Annotated in this window: 19 protein-coding genes and 1 pseudogene; 9 read left to right on the forward strand and 11 right to left on the reverse strand. The window is 74.1% G+C overall.

All coding sequences use genetic code 11. The features are described 5' to 3' along the window. The first annotated feature begins 11 nt into the window (after positions 1-11). Positions 12-1,655 (forward strand): serine/threonine-protein kinase, encoded by a 1,644-nt coding sequence (locus ACZ5FU_RS18975; protein ID WP_469045560.1) that lies wholly within the window; start codon positions 12-14, stop codon positions 1,653-1,655. Positions 1,656-1,677: 22 nt separating this feature from the next. Here the strand turns inward: ACZ5FU_RS18975 and ACZ5FU_RS18980 are convergent, their stop codons facing one another. Continuing rightward, complete coding sequence (locus tag ACZ5FU_RS18980; protein WP_469045561.1) at positions 1,678-2,484, reverse strand: SGNH/GDSL hydrolase family protein; 807 nt, start codon at positions 2,482-2,484, stop codon at positions 1,678-1,680. 306 nt (positions 2,485-2,790) lie between these two features. On the opposite strand from ACZ5FU_RS18980, the gene ACZ5FU_RS18985 reads away from it, so the two are divergent. Together ACZ5FU_RS18985 and ACZ5FU_RS18990 are read left to right on the forward strand one after the other, a co-directional pair. Further along, positions 2,791-3,996 (forward strand): S8 family peptidase, encoded by a 1,206-nt coding sequence (locus tag ACZ5FU_RS18985; protein WP_451529137.1) that lies wholly within the window; start codon positions 2,791-2,793, stop codon positions 3,994-3,996. Between the two features lie 234 nt (positions 3,997-4,230). Next, positions 4,231-5,325 (forward strand): DUF5925 domain-containing protein, encoded by a 1,095-nt coding sequence (locus tag ACZ5FU_RS18990; RefSeq protein ID WP_451529136.1) that lies wholly within the window; start codon positions 4,231-4,233, stop codon positions 5,323-5,325. A gap of 273 nt (positions 5,326-5,598) precedes the next feature. On the opposite strand, the gene ACZ5FU_RS18995 is transcribed toward ACZ5FU_RS18990, so the two are convergent. After that, on the reverse strand, positions 5,599-5,964 hold the full coding sequence (locus tag ACZ5FU_RS18995) for a GntR family transcriptional regulator (RefSeq protein WP_469045562.1): 366 nt from the start codon (positions 5,962-5,964) through the stop codon (positions 5,599-5,601). A gap of 70 nt (positions 5,965-6,034) precedes the next feature. Between ACZ5FU_RS18995 and ACZ5FU_RS19000 the strand changes: the two genes are divergently transcribed. Next, positions 6,035-6,964: a GNAT family N-acetyltransferase gene (locus ACZ5FU_RS19000; RefSeq protein ID WP_469045563.1), complete on the forward strand. Its 930-nt coding sequence runs from the start codon at positions 6,035-6,037 to the stop codon at positions 6,962-6,964. Next, a complete protein-coding gene (locus tag ACZ5FU_RS19005) occupies positions 6,945-7,445 on the forward strand; it encodes a ribonuclease FAU-1 family protein (RefSeq protein ID WP_451529133.1) in 501 nt (166 codons plus the stop codon). The genes ACZ5FU_RS19000 and ACZ5FU_RS19005 overlap by 20 nt, the downstream gene beginning before the upstream one ends. Before the next feature lie 59 nt (positions 7,446-7,504). Here the strand turns inward: ACZ5FU_RS19005 and ACZ5FU_RS19010 are convergent, their stop codons facing one another. Beyond that, positions 7,505-8,125: a class I SAM-dependent methyltransferase gene (locus tag ACZ5FU_RS19010; protein ID WP_451529132.1), complete on the reverse strand. Its 621-nt coding sequence runs from the start codon at positions 8,123-8,125 to the stop codon at positions 7,505-7,507. A gap of 140 nt (positions 8,126-8,265) precedes the next feature. Here ACZ5FU_RS19010 and ACZ5FU_RS19015 point away from each other — a divergent pair, with 140 nt between their 5' ends. Further along, entirely contained in the window at positions 8,266-8,400 is a 135-nt protein-coding gene (locus ACZ5FU_RS19015) for a hypothetical protein (RefSeq protein WP_469045564.1), read from the forward strand. A gap of 222 nt (positions 8,401-8,622) precedes the next feature. Next, positions 8,623-9,714 (forward strand): lytic polysaccharide monooxygenase, encoded by a 1,092-nt coding sequence (locus tag ACZ5FU_RS19020; RefSeq protein WP_451529130.1) that lies wholly within the window; start codon positions 8,623-8,625, stop codon positions 9,712-9,714. A 65-nt stretch (positions 9,715-9,779) separates the two neighbouring features. Here the strand turns inward: ACZ5FU_RS19020 and ACZ5FU_RS19025 are convergent, their stop codons facing one another. After that, complete coding sequence (locus tag ACZ5FU_RS19025; protein WP_451779611.1) at positions 9,780-10,655, reverse strand: esterase/lipase family protein; 876 nt, start codon at positions 10,653-10,655, stop codon at positions 9,780-9,782. A gap of 171 nt (positions 10,656-10,826) precedes the next feature. Next, a complete protein-coding gene (locus ACZ5FU_RS19030; RefSeq protein WP_469045565.1) occupies positions 10,827-11,270 on the reverse strand; it encodes a MarR family winged helix-turn-helix transcriptional regulator in 444 nt (147 codons plus the stop codon). Positions 11,271-11,367: 97 nt separating this feature from the next. Here ACZ5FU_RS19030 and ACZ5FU_RS19035 point away from each other — a divergent pair, with 97 nt between their 5' ends. Then, positions 11,368-11,742: a cupin domain-containing protein gene (locus ACZ5FU_RS19035; protein ID WP_451529127.1), complete on the forward strand. Its 375-nt coding sequence runs from the start codon at positions 11,368-11,370 to the stop codon at positions 11,740-11,742. Between the two features lie 261 nt (positions 11,743-12,003). Beyond that, complete coding sequence (locus tag ACZ5FU_RS19040) at positions 12,004-13,041, forward strand: DUF3533 domain-containing protein (RefSeq protein WP_451779605.1); 1,038 nt, start codon at positions 12,004-12,006, stop codon at positions 13,039-13,041. A 109-nt stretch (positions 13,042-13,150) separates the two neighbouring features. Here ACZ5FU_RS19040 and ACZ5FU_RS19045 read toward each other — a convergent pair. From ACZ5FU_RS19045 to ACZ5FU_RS19070, 6 genes and pseudogenes are all read right to left on the reverse strand, one after another. Then, positions 13,151-13,276, reverse strand: a pseudogene (locus ACZ5FU_RS19045) (S1 family peptidase); the annotation flags it as partial. A 377-nt stretch (positions 13,277-13,653) separates the two neighbouring features. Beyond that, positions 13,654-14,559 (reverse strand): S1 family peptidase, encoded by a 906-nt coding sequence (locus ACZ5FU_RS19050; RefSeq protein ID WP_451529125.1) that lies wholly within the window; start codon positions 14,557-14,559, stop codon positions 13,654-13,656. A gap of 371 nt (positions 14,560-14,930) precedes the next feature. Next, the gene (locus tag ACZ5FU_RS19055) at positions 14,931-15,941 is read right to left on the reverse strand and encodes an LLM class flavin-dependent oxidoreductase (RefSeq protein ID WP_468645825.1); all 1,011 of its coding nucleotides are present in this window, start codon (positions 15,939-15,941) and stop codon (positions 14,931-14,933) included. A gap of 148 nt (positions 15,942-16,089) precedes the next feature. Beyond that, positions 16,090-16,296: a hypothetical protein gene (locus tag ACZ5FU_RS19060; protein WP_469045566.1), complete on the reverse strand. Its 207-nt coding sequence runs from the start codon at positions 16,294-16,296 to the stop codon at positions 16,090-16,092. A 44-nt stretch (positions 16,297-16,340) separates the two neighbouring features. Next, positions 16,341-18,098, reverse strand: a complete 1,758-nt coding sequence (locus ACZ5FU_RS19065) for an FAD/NAD(P)-binding protein (RefSeq protein ID WP_451529123.1) — start codon at positions 18,096-18,098, stop codon at positions 16,341-16,343. After that, positions 18,095-18,262, reverse strand: a complete 168-nt coding sequence (locus tag ACZ5FU_RS19070; protein WP_451529122.1) for a hypothetical protein — start codon at positions 18,260-18,262, stop codon at positions 18,095-18,097. Before ACZ5FU_RS19070 ends, ACZ5FU_RS19065 begins: the two co-directional genes overlap by 4 nt. Positions 18,263-18,383 lie beyond the last annotated feature (121 nt).

Here is an 18,383-nt window from a genome sequence, read left to right on the forward strand (position 1 = left end):
GCGAAGGGGGAATGGGGTGCGCGGTGACCGAGGAGCCCGGCAGTGAGCGTCTGATCGCGGGCCGCTACCGTCTGTTGTCCCCGCTCGGCGAGGGCGGCATGGGCACGGTGTGGCGGGCCCGGGACGAGGTGCTGCACCGTGAGGTCGCCGTCAAGGAGGTCCGTGCCCCGGCCGGACTGCCGGCCTCGGACGTCGAACGGCTGTACGCCCGGCTGGAGCGTGAGGCCTGGGCCGCCGCCCGGGTGGCGAACCGCAACGTGGTGACCGTGTACGACGTGGCCCTGCAGGACGGCCGGCCGTGGATCGTCATGGAGCTGGTGCGCGGCATCTCCCTCGCCGAACTGCTGGACGCGGAGGGCCCGTTGGAGCCCGTGCGGGCCGCGCGCATCGGGGCCGAGGTGCTGGCCGCGCTGCGGGCGGCGCACGAGGCGGGCGTACTGCACCGGGACGTGAAACCCGCCAACGTGCTGATGTCCAACGACGGCCGGGTGGTGCTCACCGACTTCGGCATCGCCTCCGTCGAGGGGACCTCGGCGCTCACCATGACGGGCGAGGTCATCGGCTCGCCCGAGTTCCTCGCGCCGGAGCGGGCGCTGGGCCGCACACCCGGCCCCGGGTCGGACCTGTGGTCGCTGGGCGTGCTGCTGTACGCGGCGGTCGAGGGCCACTCCCCCTTCCGGCACGACACGCCGTTGAGCACCCTGCGCGCGATCGTCGACGAGGAGCTGCCGCGGCCGCGCCGGGCGGGCGCGCTGGCCCCCGTCATCGAGGGGCTGTTGCGCAAGGACCCGGCCGAGCGGGTGCCGGCCGACGTGGCCGAGGCCGATCTGCGGGTCGTCGCCGCGGGCGGCACCGCCCGGCCCGGCACGTTCGGGGCGACGACGCCGTACCCGCCGACGTCCGCCGGGCCCTCGGCGACGTCGCGCACCGAGCCGCCGCCGACGCCGCCGGCACCGTCGTCGCCGTGGACCGACGCGGAGGGGGACCCCACCCGGACCGGGCCCGGCCGTGACCGGCGTACCGCGGGGGTACTGATCGCCGGGGTGGCGGCGCTGGCCCTCGCGGTCGGCGGACTGACGTACGCGCTGCTGAGCCGGGAGGACGGGGGCGGCGGGAACGGGGGCGGCGGGGACGTCGCCAACAGCCGTTCGCAGGGCGTGAGTCCGTCCGCGGCGCCGCGGGAGAGCGACACCTCGGACGGCGGGGGGTCCTCGCCGGAGGCGAGCACGAGCGCGAGCGGGAGCGGGAGCGCCACGAGCGAGGCTCCGCCGCAGTCCGTGGCGGTCACGGTCACCGGCTCGCACACGGACTACTCGGGGCCCTGCCCGCCGCCGGACGCGCAGGCGCCCACGTTCACGGTGACCATCACGGTGGGCCGGCTGCCCGCGCAGGTGTCCTACCGGTGGGTGTCGCGGGAGGGCGAACTCGTGGACGCGGGCTGGCGGACCCTGGACCTTCCGGCGGGCGGCGGGAGGTCGGGGCAGGACAAGGTGGTCGTGACCACGCACGCCGAGAGCGGGACGTACCGCAACGCGATCGGTGTCGAGGTGCGCGAGCCGGATCGCGTCACCTCGGACCCGGTGCCGTTCTCGGTCACGTGCGAGGCGGAGACCCCGTCGGGCGGGGCCTCCCCCTCCGCGTCACCCTCGGGATGACGGCTCGGGCGGCGCCGACGGCTCAGGCGGCGTTGTCGAGGACCGGCAGATAGCCACCCGACTGACCGGACGCGGTCGGGTGGTAGGACTCACCGATGTTGAGCCAGTTGACGCTGTGCAGCCAGGAGCTGCCGGAGCAGATCTCGTGGCCGGTGAAGGTGGTGCGGACGTCTCCGAAGACGAAGCCGTGGGCGGCGGCGCGCTGGGCGGTGACGCTGTTGAGGAGGTCGGAGGCGTTGTTGATGGCGCTGCGCTTGGTCTCGGACAGGCCCAGGCAGGTCGTGCCGAGCTGGTAGAAGCGGGGGTAGCCGATGACGACGACGCGGGCGGCGGGCGCCTTGGAGCGGATCGCCGAGTAGACGTTGTCGAGCTGGCCGGGGAGCGTGGAACCGACGTAGACGCGCGCGGTGTTGATGCGGTTGATGCAGGTGCTGTCGGAGCTGGTGACACAGGTGGTCATGACGTCGGCGAAGCCGGCGTCGTTGCCTCCGATGCTGATGGAGACGAGACCGGTCGAGGAGTTGAGCGGGCCGAGCTGTCCGGAGAGGACATCACCCGTTCGAGCACCCGAGCAGGCGGTGAACGAGAACGAGGCGGGGGCGTGCGCGGCGTTCCACAGGTACGGGAACGCCTTCGTGCTGCGCTTGCAGTCGCCGCTGGAGCTGATGTAGCTGCCGGCTCCGACACCTGAGGAGTAGGAGTCACCGAGGGCCACATAGCCCCCGGTCGCGGCGAGTTGGGCTCCCTGTGCCGACGCGGCCCCGGTGAGGGCGGCGCCGGCGGCGAGGAGGAGCGAGCTGACGAGTACGGCAATCCGGGAACGTCTCATGGAACCTCCCTTAGCAGGATCTCTGCCGCAACCTTGGTACCAGCTACGCGCGTTGACAGGAAGTGTTCATGCCAAAACTTCTCGGCCGGGAAGCGGTCGAGCGCCCTTCATTTGTTACGCGTGCACGTCAAATTTGTTGACTGTCTTTCAACACCCTTGTTCTACGGCGGTAGATGACGGAGTCTTTACCCCGGCCGAGAGCGGCACGCCGCGACGCTCGAGGTCGTGTGCGCGAACTCCGCGCGCACCCCCCACAGACGCGCTCCCCACCCCGGCGCGCGCCGCCTAGAGGAGGACTCCCTCGTAATGGCACACCTTCGCAGCAACAAGGTCCGCGTCTCCGCCGCCGCCACCGTGGCAGCCGCCGCCCTCGTCGGCGGACTGACCGCGCTCCCCGCACAGGCCGCCCCGGCCGAGGGCAGGGTCCTCGCGGCGGGATCCCCCACCGCCGTCAAGGACAGCTACATCGTCACCCTCAAGCAGGACGCCGGCTTCAAGGCGTCCTCGGCGACCGGCAAGGACCTCGTCAAGAGCTACGGCGGCTCGGTGAAGAGGACATTCGGCGCCGCGCTGAACGGCTACACCGCGACCCTCTCCGCCGCCGAGGCGAGAAGACTGGCCGCCGACCCCGCGGTCGCCGCCGTGGAGCAGGACCAGACCGTCCACGTGGACGCCACGCAGTCCAGCGCCCCCTGGGGCCTGGACCGCATCGACCAGACCTCGCTCCCGCTGTCCGGCACCTACACCTACCCGGACTCCGCCGGCGGCGGCGTGACGGCCTACGTCATCGACACCGGCGTACGCATCACGCACTCGCAGATCAGCGGCCGGGCCGTGAACGGCTACGACGCCGTCGACGGCGACAACGTCGCCCAGGACGGCAACGGCCACGGCACCCACGTCGCCACCACGATCGCGGGCACCACCTACGGCGTCGCCAAGAAGGCGAAGATCGTGGCCGTCCGGGTGCTGAACAACTCCGGCTCCGGCACCACGGCCGGTGTGATCGCGGGCATCGACTGGGTGACCGCGAACCACTCCGGTCCCTCGGTCGCCAACATGTCCCTGGGCGGCGGCGTCTCCACCACCCTGGACGCGGCCGTGCGCCGCTCCATAGCCAGCGGCGTCACCTACGCCGTCGCGGCGGGCAACAGCAGCACCACCGCCTCCTCGTCGTCCCCGGCCCGGGTGAGCGAGGCCATCACGGTCGGCGCCACCACCAGCACCGACGCCAAGGCCAGCTACTCCAACTACGGCTCGGCCCTGGACATCTTCGCCCCCGGCTCCTCCATCACGGCGGGCTGGTACACCAGCGACACCGCCACGAACACCATCTCCGGCACGTCGATGGCGACCCCGCACGTCGCGGGCGCGGCGGCGGTCTACCTGGCGGGCCACACCTCGGCCACCCCGGCCCAGGTCGCCACGGCGCTGATCAACGGCGCGACCACCGGCAAGGTCACCAGCGCGGGCACCGGCTCGCCGAACCGCCTGCTGAAGATCGTCCCGTGATCCGGCGCCGCTGAGACGGCGACCGGCCCCCTCTCCGTTCCCCGGAGGCGCACCCCGCCTCCGGGGAACATTTGTGTCAGGTACCTGATCACCAAGGTCCGTCCCGGCACGGCCGGCCCGTCGCGCGACGGCGCGACGGACGAAGTCGTGCCGCGCACCGGACAGATCCGACACATCGGCGCGCAGTAGGGAAACCGGGTGCACACGGACCGCCGGTGCCGGATCATGGCGAGCATGTCCGCGCACCCACACGACGCCCTGCCGATGCGGCTCAACGTCGACGACTCCGACTCCCCGTCCGACGTCGTCGACGCGCTGTTCCTCGGCCGCTTCGCGACGGGCGAGCAGCCGTACTCCCACGCGGTGAACATCGACCGCGTCCGCTCCGGCGCCACCCTGGTCCCGCCCCACGCGCGCGTGCTGCGCGTCGCCCGCGACGACGACCGCAGCGCCACGCTCGCCGAGGGCGACGGCTGGACGCTGCTGGTGTCCCGCTGGAACCGCGGCGCGGACGTCACCGTCACCGCCACCAGCGCCGAACTCGCCGCGAAGGTGCTCGACGAGGCGACCGACGGCGCGGCGGACGAGCCCGAACCCCAGCCGGAGAACGTCACCATGGGCTTCTGGTACGTCTCCCCGCGGCGCGGCCCGCACCGCACCACCCGCCAGATCGCCGCGGGCACCTGGGACGAGATCCGCCCCAACTACACGGCCCCCGTCGCCGGGGCGATGGACCGCCTGATGGGGACGACCCCCGACGACATCGCCGGCCGGCTGCTCCTGCTGCACGGCCCGCCCGGCACCGGCAAGACCTCCGCGCTGCGCACCCTCGCCCGTTCCTGGCGGGACTGGTGCCAGGTCGACTGCGTCCTGGACCCCGAGCGCCTGTTCTCCGACGTCGGCTACCTGATGGACATCGCGATCGGCGAGGAGGACGGCCCCGGCAAGGGCCGCTGGCGGCTGCTCCTGCTGGAGGACTGCGACGAGCTGATCCGCGGCGAGGCCAAGCACACCGCGGGCCAGGCCCTCTCCCGGCTGCTCAACCTCACCGACGGCCTGCTCGGCCAGGGACGCAACGTCCTGGTCGGGGTGACCACCAACGAGGACCTGGAGCGGCTGCACCCGGCGGTCGTGCGGCCGGGCCGCTGCCTGGCCCGGATCGAGGTCGGGCCGCTGACCCGCCGGGAGGCGGTGGACTGGCTCGGCACCGAGGAGGGCGTCGGCCGCGAGGGCGCCACCCTCGCCGAGTTGTACGCGCTGCGCCGGGGCATCTCCCCGACGTCGCTGCCGGAGCCCCGCGGCGGGGCCGACGCCGGGCTGTACCTGTAGTGCTCCGACGGCCGCGTGCCCCCGTTCGCCGGCGCGCCGGGCCGACGGCACAAGGACGGGGAGGACGGGGAGGACGTTCCCTGCCCGGCCGGCCGGGACACACGCGGCCGCCCGCCCTGCCGACCGGGTCGGGAGGACGGGCGGAGGGAGAGCGGGGAAGAGCCGGAGAGCGGGGAAGAGCGGGAGAGCGAGGGAGGAAGAGCGAGGGAGCGCGAGGGAGCGCGAACGGACGGCGTCCGGGGCGGCGACCCGTGAGGTCCGCCCCCGCGCCTCTCAGCCGTCGACGGCTCGCAGCGCGTCCCGGACCGCCGCCAGGGCCTCCTCCTCACCCAGGCCCAGCCGGCGCGCCCGCTCCGCGTAGATCCGCGCGGCCGCGGCGAGTTCCCGCTCCGCCGCCGGGCCCACGGCGGCGACGAACGTGCCGTTGCGCCCGCGGGTCTCGATCACGCCGTCCGTCTCCAGCGCCCGGTAGGCCTTGGCGACCGTGTTCGCCGCCAGGCCCAGCGACTCGGCCAGGCCCCGCACGGTGGGCAGCCGATGGCCCACGGGCAGCGCCCCCGACCGGGCCTGCTCGGCGATCTGCGCCCTCACCTGTTCGTAGGGCGCGACGCCTTCCACGATGTCGATCTTCAAGGTCACGGCTCGATTGTCCCGCACCCGCCGGAAAATGGGAGGCATCCCGGCAGGCCGGACGCATAGCGTGCGGCGCATGACCGTCATCGTGCGCGATCTGCGTCCCGGGGTGCCGGCGGACGTGGAGGGCTTCGTCCGGGTGCGGCGGGCCGCCCTGCCGTTCATGGTGTCCACCCCGGACTCCGTGATCCACGACCTCACCCGCACCCCTCCCGAGGCCCGTGTCCGCCGGCTCGTCGCCGAGTCGGGCGGCGAGATCGTCGGCACCGCCCAGGTGGGCCTGGCCCACGACAGCCCGGAACCCGGCCAGGGCTCCCTCAACGTGTACGTGCACCCCGGCCGCCGGGGCCGCGGAGCGGGGTCGGAGCTGACGCGGGCGGGCGAGGAGCACCTGGCGGCGCACGGGGCGGCGCGGGTGTTCGCCTGGGTCCTGGACGAGCCGGACGACCGCGGCTTCGCCGAGCGGCGCGGCTACCGGGCGAGCCGCTCCGCGCACTTCCTCCGTCTGGACCTGGCGAACGGCGCGCTGCCCCCGCTCCAGGACCCTCCGGCCGGTGTCGCGCTGCGCACCGCCGCCGACTTCGCGGACGACCCCCGCCCGCTGTTCGAGCTGGACGCCGAGGCGACCGCGGACGAACCGGGCGACGTCGACGCCGAGCTCACCGACTACGCGGCCTGGCTGGAGGAGACCTGGCGGCATCCGCTGCTCGACCTCGACCTGACCACGGTCGCCGTCGTCGGGAGCCGTCCCGTCGCGTTCACCGCGGCCCGCACGGACGGCGCGACCCGCTACGCCACGGGCATGACCGGCACGGCTCGCGCCCACCGCGGCCGGGGCCTGGCCAGGCTCGTCAAGAACACCTCCCTGCACCGTGCCCGCGCCGCGGGACACCGGGAGGCGTTCACCGGCAACGACACCGGCAACGGCCCGATGCTCGCCGTCAACAAGTGGTTCGGCTACGAGATCTGCGCGACGGAGGTGCGCCATGTCCGTGAACTCGGCTGATCCCGCCCGGCTCGTGGACGTCGTCCTGGTCAAGGGGGGCCGGACGAAGATCCGTTACCCCGCCGAGCTGCTCTCCGACGACGGCACCAGGATCACCGTCCGGGCCCCCTGGGCGGGTGAGGGCGTACGGGACTTCGGCTTCGTGCGGTTCGAACCGGGTGACGTCTTCACCGAGCACTACTGGCGGGACCGCTGGTACTCCGTGAAGGAGGTCCGCGGCGCGTCCGGCGCGCTGAAGGGCTGGTACTGCGACGTCACCCGCCCTGCGGCCCTCACCGGCACCGAACTGGTCGTGGAGGACCTCGACCTGGACCTGTGGCGTTCCGCCGACGGCGCTGACGTACGACGGCTGGACGAGGACGAGTTCGCGGAGAGCGGGCTGGCCGGACGGGACCCGCGGGCGGCGGCCGCCGCGGTGCGGGCGCTCGACGAACTGGAGGCACTGGCCCGCGGGGACCGCTTCGGGGAGCTGACCGGTTAGGGCGGGCGACGGCCGGAACGGCCCCGTCGGGAAGGCCCCCTCCCGTCGGAACGGCGCGGTCAGAACGGCGTGGTCGCCACCACCGCGTACCGCTCGTCCTCCACCGCCCTCCCCCACAGCCGCGGGTCGTCCGAGAGCCGCTCCACGCGCGCGGGGCCGGTGAGCGGGGCCAGCAGGGCGGTGAGCCGGTCCGCCGGTATGCCGACGGGGGCGACGGTGCCCCACACGCCTTCGACCAGCACGAGCCGGCCCGCGGGGCGCAGCAGGCCGCACCAGTGCCGCAGGGCACGGCCGGGGTCGGGCAGGGTCCACAGCACATGCCGTACGAGGACGGTGTCGAAGCGCTCCTCCCCGACCGGGGGCGCCGCCGCGTCACCGATCAGGAACACGGCGTCACGCCCGGCGAGTTTGGCGCGGGCCCGGTCGATCATGGCCGGGGAGAGGTCGACGCCGGTGACGCGGTGTCCGCGCTCGGCGGCCAGGAGCGACAGGCTGCCGGTGCCGCAGCCGAGGTCGAGGAGATCGCCGGGTCGGTCCGGGAGCCAGCCGTCCAGCCGGCCCGCCCACGCGGCGCGCACCGCGGGGTCGCGCAGCCCGTGGTCCGGTTCCTCGTCGAAGGCGGCGGCCTGCGCGTCCCAGTCGACACGTGCCGAAGTCGTCCCGTCACTCTGGTTTGCCATGGGCCCAAGAGTGGCAGCCACCACTGACATGCGAATCGTGACGGCCGCCACTGACAGAACGGGCGGCGATGAGGAACTCTCCCGGGACGGGTCCGCCTCCGTGAGGGCGCGGAACCCGGTGGCCCCTGAAGGAGGCAGCCATGCGCCGTACGACCGTGCAGAAGCCCCTGAAGAAGACGGAGTCCCGCAGGGTCCGTGAGGAGACCGAGGAGCGTCCCGCGGGACGTCCCGAGGTGCGCAAGGACATCGCGCGCACCTGGTGGCCGGACGGGTGAGGCCCGCCCGCGGCCCCGGTCACGGCCGTGAGGACCGGCGCGTCGGCCTGTGCCGCGGGCCGGGTCCGGCCGTCGGCCGCGGCCGTGCGCGCCCTCTGCCTGATCCCCGCCTCAGCAGGTCCTTAAGGGAACCCTAAAGATCGTCGGCGGAGGTCCCCGCCGGGCGATTCCGGGGTTTCTTGGTTCCGGTACACATCAGCACCGGTTCCGAGGAGATCTCCCATGCCCGCACGCCGCAAGGCCGCCGCCGTCACCGCCCTGGGCCTGACCACGCCGGCCCTGACCGCGCTGTCCGTGCTGGTCGCGAGTCCCGCGGCCGCGCACGGCTCGATGGGCGACCCGGTCAGCCGCGTCGCGCAGTGTTACGCGGAGGGTCCCGAGAGTCCGCGGTCGGACGCCTGCAGGGCGGCGGTCGCGGCGGGCGGGACGCAGGCGCTGTACGACTGGAACGGCATCCGCATCGGCGACGCCGCCGGCCGGCACCGGGAGCTGATCCCGGACGGCAAGCTGTGCAGCGCGGACAACGCCGAGTTCAAGGGCCTGGACCTGGCCCGCGCGGACTGGCCGGCGACGAGCGTGCGCGGCGGGTCCGCCACCTTCAGGTACCGGGTGACCGCCCCGCACAAGGGCACCTTCACGGTGTACGTCACCGAGCCGGGTTACGACCCGGAGCAGCCGCTGGCCTGGTCCGACCTGGACCTGGAGCATCCGGTGGCGACGGCCGTCGACCCGGTCGCCGCAGACGGTTTCGCCACGTTCTCCGGCACCCTGCCCGAGCGGTCGGGACGGCACGTGCTGTACGCGGTGTGGCAGCGCTCGGACAGCCCGGAGGCGTTCTACTCCTGTTCGGACGTCACCTTCGGCGGGTCGCGGAGCGGCTCCGGGAACGGCTCGGAGGGTGGCGCGGGTGGTGGCACGGAGAACGGTCCGGGGGACGGGTCCGCCGCCGCTCCCCCGGCCGGGTCCGCCGGCGGTCCGGCCGACGGGTCGGCCGATGACTCCACCCCGGTGCCGGTCGCGTCCGCGCCGTCCGAGGAGCAGATCGAGGAGGGGGCCGGCAGGTCGACGGTCGAGCACGGCGGTCACGGTGACGACGACCCCGCCACCACGACGGACCCGACCCCCGTGACCTCCGCCCCCGGGGCGAACGAACCGAGGGCGGCCGGGACCGGCGGCGGTCTCGCCGAGACCGGCGGCGACGGCAGCACGCCGTACCTCGCGGTCGGCGGGGCGGCCGTCCTGGCACTGGGGGCGGGCGTGCTGTTCGCGTCGGTGCGGCGGCGTGCGGTGGGCGGCGGCCGGGGCGGCCGCTGACCTGTGGGAACTCCGGGGCCTGACCGGCGGCTCAGGCCGGACAGGCCCCGGTGGGACCACCTCCGTCAGCCGAGGGCGGACGCGCAGGTGGTGGGGGTGGCGTGGGCCGGGTCGAGCGCGTTGGCCACCTCGTGGAAGGCGATCCGGTCGGTCAGTCCGAGCAGCGCGTGCTCGGACAGGTCGAGCGGGCAGAGATCCTGGACGAGGACGTTCCTGACGTTCGGCCCGCTCAGGAACTGCGTCCGGTACGGGGTCACCACCTGGTCGTACCGGGTCGCGATGACGGTGTAGCGGACACCGGGGACGGTGTCGCCGCCCTCGTTGAGTCTCCTCAGGAAGTCGGAGCCGGCGATCTGCTGGGCGAGGGCCGGGGTGGCGGTGGTGAGGAGGTCCTCGGCGCCGGGGAAGAAGGGCAGCAGGTGGGTCAGCCCGCTCAGGGTCGTGCCGTGGCTGTTGGGGGCGATGCCGACGAGGGCGTTCACCTCGGCGGCTCCACCGAGGAACTTGAGGTAGTAGCGGGGCATCATGCCGCCCTGCGAGTGGCCGACGAGGTCGGCCTCGGCGGCGCCGGTCGCGGCGAGCACCCCGTCGACGTGGGCGGCCAGTTGTTCCGCCGACCTGTCGATGGGGCCGAGGCCGTGGAGGAGGGGGACGCCGGGCAACCGGCCGTAGTCGAGGGAGAAGACGCAGTACCCGCGGTGCTCGAGGTACGGCGCGAGGCCGAGCCAGTTGTCGACGGAGTTGCCGAAGGTGCCGTGGACGAGGACGACGGGGCGGGGGTGGGCGGCGGAGGGCTCGCAGTCGTAGTCGTTCCAGCCTCCCCGGTGCGAGGAGGCGGCGGCGGGGGCGGCGTGGGCGGTGGTCGCGGCGGGGACCGCGGTGGCCGCGGTCGCCAGCAGCAGGGCGGTGAGCGGTCCGAGCAGGCGTTTCCAGGGCAGCATCGCGTGATCTCCTTGCGGCTCAAGGGAGGTTCGGCGGCCTTACGCCTGGTGATCCGGATCACGAGGATGCTGTTCACCCGTCAAGTTACGGGCGAGTAAGTGAAGTGTGAAGTTGCGCGTCGGCAAAACTTCCGGCGCCGGTCGACGACGGTGGGGGCGCCTGACGCGAGGTCACCAGGTGGGCCTGAGGGGACCGTAGGGGGCGATGCGCGCCAGACGGTCGCGCAACACGCGCACTTCACCCTCCCCGATGACCTCGGCCCAGGCCCGTACGGCGTCGGCGGCGGCCTCCTCCGCGGCGCGGGTGCAGTCCCAGCCGCGTTCGGTGAGGACGACCAGCCGGGCCCGCGCGTCCGCGGGGTGCGGCCGCCGCTCGACGTACCCCTTGCGGACCAGTTCGTCGACGAGCTGACTGGCGGCCTGCTTGGTCACCCCGAGGTGTGCGGCCAGTTCGGTGACGGTCGCCCCGTCCGGCGCGAGCCGTGCGAAGGCGAAGCCGTGGGCGGGCCGCACCTCGAAGCCGCGCGCCTCCACGCCGTCGTTGATGCGGTGCGTGAGATCGCCGGCCGCGGCGAGCAGGGCGGCGGTCAGGGCGAGGGCTTCGGAGTTCTGCACGCCCGCATTCAAACACCCTTGACCCGATGGTCAATTTGCTTGACCATGAGGTCGGCCCATTCAGTCAAGCAACTTGACCATTTGCCGGGAGGCACCCATGCCGTTCGTCCGCTCCTCCGACGCCGTGACGCACGAGATCCACGGCGCCCGCTTCGTCTCGTACGCGCGTCCCGGCACCGGCAGCAAGGAGCTGGCCGCCTGGCGGGGCGAGATCCCGCCGGGGACGAAGGCCCCCGCGCACACCGTCGGCCGGGAGGAGATCCTGCACGTCCTCGTCGGCGAGCTGTCCCTCACGCTCGACGGCCGCACCGAACGGGTCGGCGCGGGCGACACCGTGATCGTCAACGCCGGCGCGACCCTGAGCGTGGAGAACCCCACGGATCACACCGCGCTCACCTGGGTCACCACCTCCGTCGGCCTGACGGCGGAACTGGCCGACGGAACCCTGCTCACTCCCCCGTGGGCGAACTGACCCGGCGAAGGACGCCTCGGAGCGGACCGGCTCCGGCGGACGCCCCACCCGGCCGCGGCCCGCGCGTCACGCCGGTCCCCCGGTACGGGAGTCCTTCGCGCCCGCCGCGTGCGATCCCCCGGTACGGGAGTTCTTCGCGTCCGCCGCGTGCGGTCCCCCGGTACGGGGCTCCTCGCATCCGCCGCGTCTCGAACACGCGCACGGCATCCGTTCGGCTCCCCATCGCCTGCGCGCCCGCCCTCGAAGCCGGACGGTGGGGACATGTCACAGGCCGCCGGCCCACCCCCTCCCGACCACTCCTTCCTCGCCGAGGTGAAGGACGCGGTCACCCCGCGCGCCACCCTGCTGGTCGTCGGCGTGCTCGCCCTGCACCTGCTCTTCATCGCCTCCTACGTGGGCGCCCTGCACGACCCGCGCCCCAGGGACGTGCCCCTCGGGGTCGTCGCGCCCCGGGCCGTGGCCGAGCGGACGGTGGCCCGGCTGGCGGGGCTGCCGGGCGGGCCGCTGGACCCGCGAGCGGTGGCCGACCGGACGACGGCCCGGCAGCAGATCCTGGACCGGAGGATCGACGGCGCGCTGATCGTCGACCCGGCCCGCACCACCGACACCCTCCTGGTCGCCACCGGAGGCGGCCGGGTGCTGGCCACCACCCTGGAGACGCTCACCGCCCGCGCGGAGAAGTCCGAGGGCCGCACGGTACGGACCGTCGACGTGGCCCCGGCCGACACCGGCGACGCCAATGGGCTCTCGTCGTTCTACGTGACCGTGGGCTGGTGCGTGGGCGGCTACCTCTGTGCGTCGATCATGACGATCAGCGCGGGCGCCGCCCGTTCCACGCCACGACGGGCGGCGATCCGGCTCGCCGCCATGGCCGTCGTCGCGCTCCTCGGCGGACTCGGCGGCGCCCTGATCGCCGGGCCGGTCCTGGGCGCGCTGCCCGGCGGCTTCCCGGCCCTGTGGGGGCTCGGCACCCTGGTCGTCTTCGCGGTCGGCGCGGCCACCCTCGCCTGTCAGGCCCTCTTCGGGCTCGCCGGCATCGGTCTGGCCATCCTGATCGTGGTGATCCTGGGCAACCCGAGCGCGGGCGGCGCCCTCCCGCCCCCGCTGCTGCCGCCCTTCTGGAAGGCGATCGGCCCGGCCCTGCCGCCGGGCGCGGGCACCTGGGCCGCACGCTCGATCGCGTACTTCGAGGGCAACGCCGTCACGTCCGCGCTGCTGGTCCTGTCGGCATGGGCGGTCGCCGGAACCGCGATCACCCTGCTGGCGACGGCCCTGCGCACCCGGCGGGCCGGCCCCTGAGGCGTCGCTACGACGCGGACGTCCCGCCCCTGCCGTCCGCACGGGGCGGGACGCGCGCTCGCCGGGACCCGGGCCAGGGGTCCGGACGAAGGCCCGGGGTCCGAAGGCGTCAGCCGATCCGGGTGCCCGTGGCCGACAGCGCCTCCGTGACCGGCTGGAAGAACGTCTCCCCGCCCGAGGTGCGGTCGCCGCTGCCGCCGGAGGTGAGGCCGATCGCGCTGGTGCCCGCGAAGACGACGGCCGCTCCGGTCACGACGACCCGTCGTCCGGGTACGCGTCGGTGCTTCGACTCAGGTCCTTCCGCAGGGGGAAAGGACCGGACGGCGGTGGGGCCGTCCGGCCCGGAAGGCCGGGGCGGCGGGCGCCCACTCTTCCGAACCGCACAGGGAGCACACAAGGTCGAACCGAGGACGCGCACGGGGTGGCACCGCGCGCCCCTCGCGCCTTCACCACCCCGCAGGCCGATCCGGCGGCCGGCTCGGGCTTCGGAAAGGGCGGTTCGGATGGCGGATGTCACCGGCCCCGCGGACACGCGATGGGCGTGCGGGAGCCCCCGCACGCCCATCGCGTGCGGGGGCTCCCCTGCTGCCGGCCGAAGGCCGTGCGTCCGGATCAGAAGACGCTGACGCCGTACGCGTTCAGCGCCTCCACCACGGGCTGGAAGAACGTCGTGCCGCCGGAGGTGCAGTTGCCGCTGCCGCCGGAGGTCAGGCCGTAGGCCACGCCGTTGCTGCCGTAGAGCGAGCCGCCGGAGTCGCCGCCCTCGGCGCAGACGTTGGTCTGGATCATGCCGTAGACGACGTCGCCGCTGCCGTAGTTGACGGTCGCGTTGAGCGCGGTGACCCGTCCGCTGTGGGTGCCGGTGGTCGAGCCGTCGCGGTAGACGGTGGTGCCCACGGTCGGGTTGGCCGCGCGGGTGATGTCCACGCCGCCGGCCGTGCCCGCCTTGGCGACGGAGGTGTTGGTGTACCGGACGATGCCGTAGTCGTTCGTCGGGAAGCTCGAGCCCGACGTGGTGCCGAGCGTCGTGGTGTGCCCCGAGTTGGACCACCACGTACCGGCGCCGTCGGTGCAGTGACCGGCGGTCAGGAAGTAGTAGTTGCCCGCGCTGTCACGGACGTTGAAGCCGAGGGAGCAGCGCCAGCTACTCGCATAGATGGCGTCGCCGCCCTGGATGTACTTCTGGAACTTGCCATCGGTCCGCTTGATCGTCAGGGCGTCGGCGTTGCCGCCCGCCTGCTGCTTGATCTTCGCGATCTCGGCCTGGGAGACCGTGCTGTCGACGGTGACCACGAGCCGGTTGGTCTTGCTGTCGACCGCCCAGGCGGTGCCCGGGACGTCGGCCTTGAGCACCGCGCTGCCGGCGCTCTTGAGCTCGGCGGCGCTGAAGGGGGTGCTGTCCGCGGCGCTCGCGTGGGGGATGGCGACCGCGGCGGCGGCCACGAGACCGGTGGTGACGGCGATCAGCCGGGTCCGTCTCGTGATGCCGTTGGTGGGGGTGGTGCGCTTGATCCTCACGTTTCGTTCCCTCCTAGGGGAAATCGGGGGCCCGCGTGGGGTCGGGGCCCGTGAGGCGCAGTCAGGGACCGCAGGGTGTCCGGATTCCGAACCGACCATGCTCCTGACAAGCGCTGTGGGGGAGTATTCGGCCGAACGGACGGTCGGCGCAAGGGCGCCTTTCGGCCGCCGCTCTGTGCATCACCCGGGCATGCCGGGCCCCGGCGGACCGCCCGGGACGCCTCCCGCCGTACGGGACGGAGCACCCCGGTGAGGAGCAACTCGGTTCGTCCGCACGGGTGTCGGCGCGCCGGTACCGACGCCGTGGGCACCGCTCCGGCGTCTTCGGCCACCCGCACCACAAGATGTCCGGAAGCAGCCCCTCCGGAGCGTCACGCGCGTTCTGCCGCGTACTGGCCGACCGGTCGGGCCAGACCCAGGTGCTCCCGCAGGGTGCTCCCCGGGTAGAAGGTGCGGAACAGGCCCCGGTGCTGGAGCAGCGCCACCGTGCCGTTGACCAGCCGTTCCAGGTCGCGGCGCGGTTCGACGGGGGTGAGGTGGAAGCCGTCGACGGCACCGTCGCGGTGCCAGGAGGCGATCAGGTCGGCGAGGCCCACGGGGCCGCCCCGGTAGAGCGGACCCCGCGCGCTCTGCCGGGGACCGCCCCCGCCGTGGCCGGGCTCCGCGGCGTGCTCGCCGTCGCCGAGGTCGATCAGCAGCGCCGCCAGGACCCGCAGGGAATCCGGCTCCCGGCCGGACTCCGCCGCCTCCGAACGCAGTCGCTCGCGTACCGACCGGGCCTGCGCCCGGCTCGTCACCCGCGCCAGGACGACATCGGCGTGCCGGGCGACGGTGCGGCGGGCGGGACCGTCGCCGGCGTCGGCCACGCGCACCGGGCCTCCCGGCGGGAAGGGGCCGGCGTGCCCCGGCTCCTCGTCGGCGGACAGGTCGAGCCACCGGCCGGTCCGGCCCCGACCGGCCCGGTCCAGCGCGGCGAGGGCGGCCTCGCCGCGCAGGAGATCGCCGCGCAGGAGATCGCCGTGCGAGGGCTCGCCGTCGAGGAACTCGCCGTGCGGAAGCGCGCCGTGCGCGGGCTCGATCCCCGGGGACGCGACGCGGGGGGACCCGGTGCGCGCGACGGTGACCGCGGGCACCAGGCCGACGCGGTGCGTGGCGGGCGCCGCCCGCGACAGCACGGCCGCCGCGTCCGGCGCGGGTCCGGGTGCCGCGCCGGGCCCGGACCCGGTCCGGGACCCGGCGAAGGTGTCGCCCAGGGTGACGAAGTCGAGCCCGCCGCGCTCGGCGAGCCGGACCAGCTCGACGCAGGCGCCGGTGTCGTGCACCCCCGGCTGGTCGACGGCGGCGGCCAGATGCGGCAGCCCCCGCCCGGAGCGCGGCGTCATCGGCGCACTCCCCCGCGAAGGGCCTTCACCCGAGAACCCCTGATCACGGAACCCCGCCCCACCGCACCGCACCGCACAGAACCTCGACCCCCAGAAATCCGGTTCACAACACCCCGACTCACAGCAACCCGGTTCACAGCACCCCGACTCACAGGACCTCGGAGAGGAACAGCCGAGTCCGCTCCTGCTCGGGCCGTCCCGGCACCTCCGCCGGCGGCCCCTGCTCGACGATCCGGCCGTCGTCCATGAACACGACGGTGACCTCGTCGGTGCGCACCGACAGGGCGACGTCCTTGAGGACCTCCAGCGGGCCGAAGCCCCTGTGGACCGACCTGATGTCGACCATGACGCTCATGTGGGGGTTCCTTCGTGTGGGAATGCGGGGTGGGCGGGTGCGGGTCAGCCGACGGCGGGGAGGCCCAGGTCGCGCAGGAAGACCAGGACGGCCCGCGCCGTGGCGTCGTTCTGCCGGAAGGCGGGCCCGCCGGTGCGCGGCCGGGTGAACGCGCCCGGTGTCCGGCTGTCGGTGTGCGGCCCGAGCGCGAAGCGCCGGGGGTGCGGCTCGCCGTCGCGGTCCAGGATCCGTCCGTCGAGGCGGTCCACCCGCAGCAGCCCGTCGGGGGTCTCGGCGGCGCCCTCCCGGTGCAGTCCGCGCAGCAGCGGGTCGCGGGCGCGCCGGACCGTCGGTTCGGGCAGCCGGGCCTCGACCAGGGCCCGCGCCTCGACGGAGAACCCCGGCACGGTCGGACTGGACGCCCGGAACACCCCGTCCTCGGCGGCCACGGACATGCCGGCGCCGACGAAGCGCAGCACTCCCGCCCGGGACAGCGCGAGCAGTTGCCGCAGCCGGGGTCCGGGCGGCCCGGAGGCCAGCCGGCTGAAGAAACCGTGCCACCAGGGTCCGATGTTCCCGAGCCCGAGCAACTGCCCGTACACGGAGAGCAGTCCGAAGAAGACGGCGAGGTCGGGGCTGTACGAGGGGTCGTGCCGACGCTCCAGGCCGGCCTCGACGTGCTCCCGCAGCGCCTCCTGGAACTCCTCGGAGGAGGCGTACCGCACCCCGTCCAGGGGCCGGTCGAGCGCGGCCAGGTCGAGCCGGTCGCGCGGGTCGGGCACGGCGGACGCCACGAGGGTCTCCCGCTCGGCGGCGTCCCCGGCGGCGGCGTACTTCTCCTCGAAGTCGGTCCAGGCGACCGCCGTGCGCTCGGGGTGGGCCGTGAAGAGCCGGTGGTAGTGGGCGAACCCCAGCTCCTTCTCCACCAGCGGCCACACGTCCCGCCGGAAGTCGAACCCCTGCGGCCGGGCGAGCAGTTCCTCCGTCTCGGCGGGCCCGAAGAACCGCGGCAGCGGCGGCCGCTCCCCGCTCCAGTCGTACCCGATCTTCGGCTGGTACGGCACTCCGCTTCGCGAGCCGACGTACAGCACCGGCTCCCGCCCCGAGGGGACGTAGGCGTCGCCCTCGTACCGGCCGCCGCGTCCCTCGGTGAGCAGCACCATCAGGTCGACGAAGGCGAGGCCGAAGCCGCGGACGAGGACCGGTTCGCCGGGCCGCAGCGCGGACAGGTCGCTGTCGGCGGTGAAGTCCGGCGGGAGGTGGACCAGCCCGTGTTCGTCCGCGTACGCCGTCAGGGCCCGCTGCTCGTCGTCGGGTTCGGCGTCCAGATGACCGAGGGCGAGGACGACGAGGTCGGCGAGGAGCGGCCGGGGGCGGTCCTGCAGCCACACCTGCTGGCGGCCCGTGCGCGGCCCGTCGACGCGCAGGGCACGGCGCGGGTGGTGGTGGACGGCGACGGACGGGGGCAGTGCGGCCACCGCCCGCTCGTGCGCCCAGCGCAGGTAGCCGCCCTGGAGCTGCCGGTCGGCGAAGGTACGGCCGTCGATGCCCGCCCACTCGTGCAGGGTGGGCCCCTCGCGGACGGGTCCGGCCATCCGCACCGTGTCGTCGGTGAACACGGTGACGTCCTCGGCGTGCGAGTTCATCCACAGCAGCGGTGACTGCGCGGTCCGCCAGATGCGGCCGGCGCCCGGTGGATGCGGGTCGACGAGATGGATGTCGAGGCCCGGACCGTCGTACAGCTCGGGGGCGTTGGCGGCGATCCGCTCGATGAGGCCGGTCCCCCGCGGTCCGGCCCCGACGATGACCAGGGAGTGTCTCATCGGGTGCGCTCCGCACCGCGCGCGTGGTGATTCTCCACGTGGTGCTGGGCGGCGACGGCGGCCGCCCACCGGCCGGTCCGGCGGTGCGGAAGAACCTGCGGGACGTCCGCGTGCTCCGGCGGGTCCGGGACGGCGGAGGTGGTGGCGAGGGTGACGGAAGACATGCGAAGGCTCCGTGACGTCGTGTCGAACACGGGTGGGTGCCTTCACACCGGTGCGCCGCGCGGCGCCGTACGGCCGAGCCCCTCAGCAGAGCCGTCCACCGAGAGTACGGCGGCGTTTCCC

This window comes from Streptomyces sp. NPDC031554 (assembly GCF_055580685.1).